Origin of the sequence: Piscirickettsia salmonis LF-89 = ATCC VR-1361 (genome assembly GCF_000297215.2) — a bacterium.
GTDB lineage: Bacteria > Pseudomonadota > Gammaproteobacteria > Piscirickettsiales > Piscirickettsiaceae > Piscirickettsia > Piscirickettsia salmonis.
Genome location: NZ_AMFF02000119.1, coordinates 1 through 1969 on the forward strand (window position 1 = coordinate 1; position 1969 = coordinate 1969).

At 31.6% G+C, this 1969-nt stretch carries 1 protein-coding gene; it reads right to left on the bottom strand.

The window, feature by feature from the left end; translation table 11 throughout:
* A partial coding sequence (locus C200_RS11625; RefSeq protein WP_016212146.1) for a phospholipase D-like domain-containing protein occupies positions 1-1739 on the bottom strand: 1739 nt, incomplete at its 3' end.
* Between the last annotated feature and the right edge of the window lie 230 nt (positions 1740-1969).

A 1969-nucleotide genomic window follows, 5' to 3' on the forward strand; every position in this document is an offset into this window, starting at 1 on the left:
TAAATTTTTCGCAACAGTGCTTTAGAAAGGGTACACTGTTCAGGCTTATATTCTGTTTTAGCAGAATATACCCAAAGAGGTTTCCAAAAATCGCGTCTAACTATTCTTGCTGCTTTAGTGTCATTAATAATATGGCCATAATTTTGAAGGCCTGATGGATAAAAGTTCTGAGACCCTACATAAAACATCTGTCTATCTACCATCATAAATTTATAGTGATCTGTTATTTTTGAACCATCTCCCCATACGGTATCATGATTATTGAATCTAATTTCTGAAATGTGCAACTTATTACATAACTTCTTATTAATTCTACTTTCAGTAAGATTTGGGTACATGGCTATCGTTTCATTTTTAATTTTATTCCATAACTCTTCAGGACTGGCTGAAGACAAATATCCTAATTCTAGTAAAGAACCATCATTGTAAGGTGAAGTTACAATATATACATTACCTTTATTCACAATGAGCTTAGCCAAAGCACTAATAAAATTAGTGTGTGCTTGATCAGTAGTATCATAAGGCCAAATATTAAAGTTTGCCTTAAGACTTTGCTGTGCTAAGTAAATGCTTTTCTTTGCCCTACTCAATAAATCATATAAAGCATAGTCTGAATTATTATTTTTTTCTGCTGAATCCTTCGTATATAAACCATACCCAGTGCGCCCAATTGAGAGTATCTCTACACTTCCAGAAGGGCTATCGTTAGCGTGTAAATGATGTTTTGGCAAATCAGACTTAACAATTCTGTATTGATTCTCTTTTCTTGCAGAATATTCAATAACATTTAAAAAACTATAAATGTTATTTTTAACAAAATCCCATAGTAAATTAGTAAAACCAAGTGCCTTATTCGCTACTGGTCCTTGTATTTCGATCATTAAGTCAAAGACTGGGTTTTTCATCAAGTAGTCTGTGCTATACATATTTAAGCCACCACTGATGATTTTTTTACCATCAATATTAATGATTTTTGAATGATTCCAAGATAAAGACATTTGAACATCAGGGTCACAAGTGCCTGAACAACTACGCATACCAGCAACATAGATATCTAAATTAGACTCTGGAATGTTTTTTATATCCCTAATTAAGTCATCTAAAAAGTACCAAGTTACATAATTATTAGCAAAAAACTTCCTTTGAATCTGTTCATTTGACGATTGCTTACTGGGGAAGGGCTGATATACTCCAGCCAGCATACGAACGGTGATCTTTTTCCCTGTCTTAGCTAGGACAGTTAAAGCATTACGAAGAGTGGACCTAAATTTTAAATCAGGCCAACTTTCCAATGTTGTAATATCAACAAAGCGCTCAGCATGAACAATTGCATTGTAGATACGATCTAATTTTTGATCAGCATAGCCATTGCACATTTTAATATGTTTTTTATTTCCACCATTATCAAATATAGCCAAATGAGAGCAAGAACTATTAGTCATACATTGAGATTGTGTATGGCAATGAGGTAGGCCAAAGTCAAGATCTAAACTCGGATTAAATTCAAATCCAGGATAGTCTGTTACTCTTTTTCCCCAAACCTCTTTGCCAGGAAATTGGATGAGGAAATCATCATTTAATAAATTATTTTCTGTAAGACTGTATGTAATTCCTTCTTGTTTTTTTTCTATATCTGTTTGATTAATAATATCATGGTAAATTTCTCTCAAAGGAGAAGCATGTGTTAGTTGTAAGCAAAAAATAAAGATCGAAGCAATAAGCAAGCTTTTAATTTTCATTAATATTCCTAAAATATAGTTAATACTTATTAAAATAATTAATTTTTTAATAAGGAACAGGATTCATGTTTTAAAACAGCTGTCAATGCGTAAGTCCTGAGGAAGTAATATAAACTTAAATTAATTATTTTAAAATATTAAAAAAATAATCAAATCAATATATTGTGGTTCAATGAAACTGGACACTTAGGTGGGAGATTAAATCTTATAGCACTGTTGCGAAAAATTTA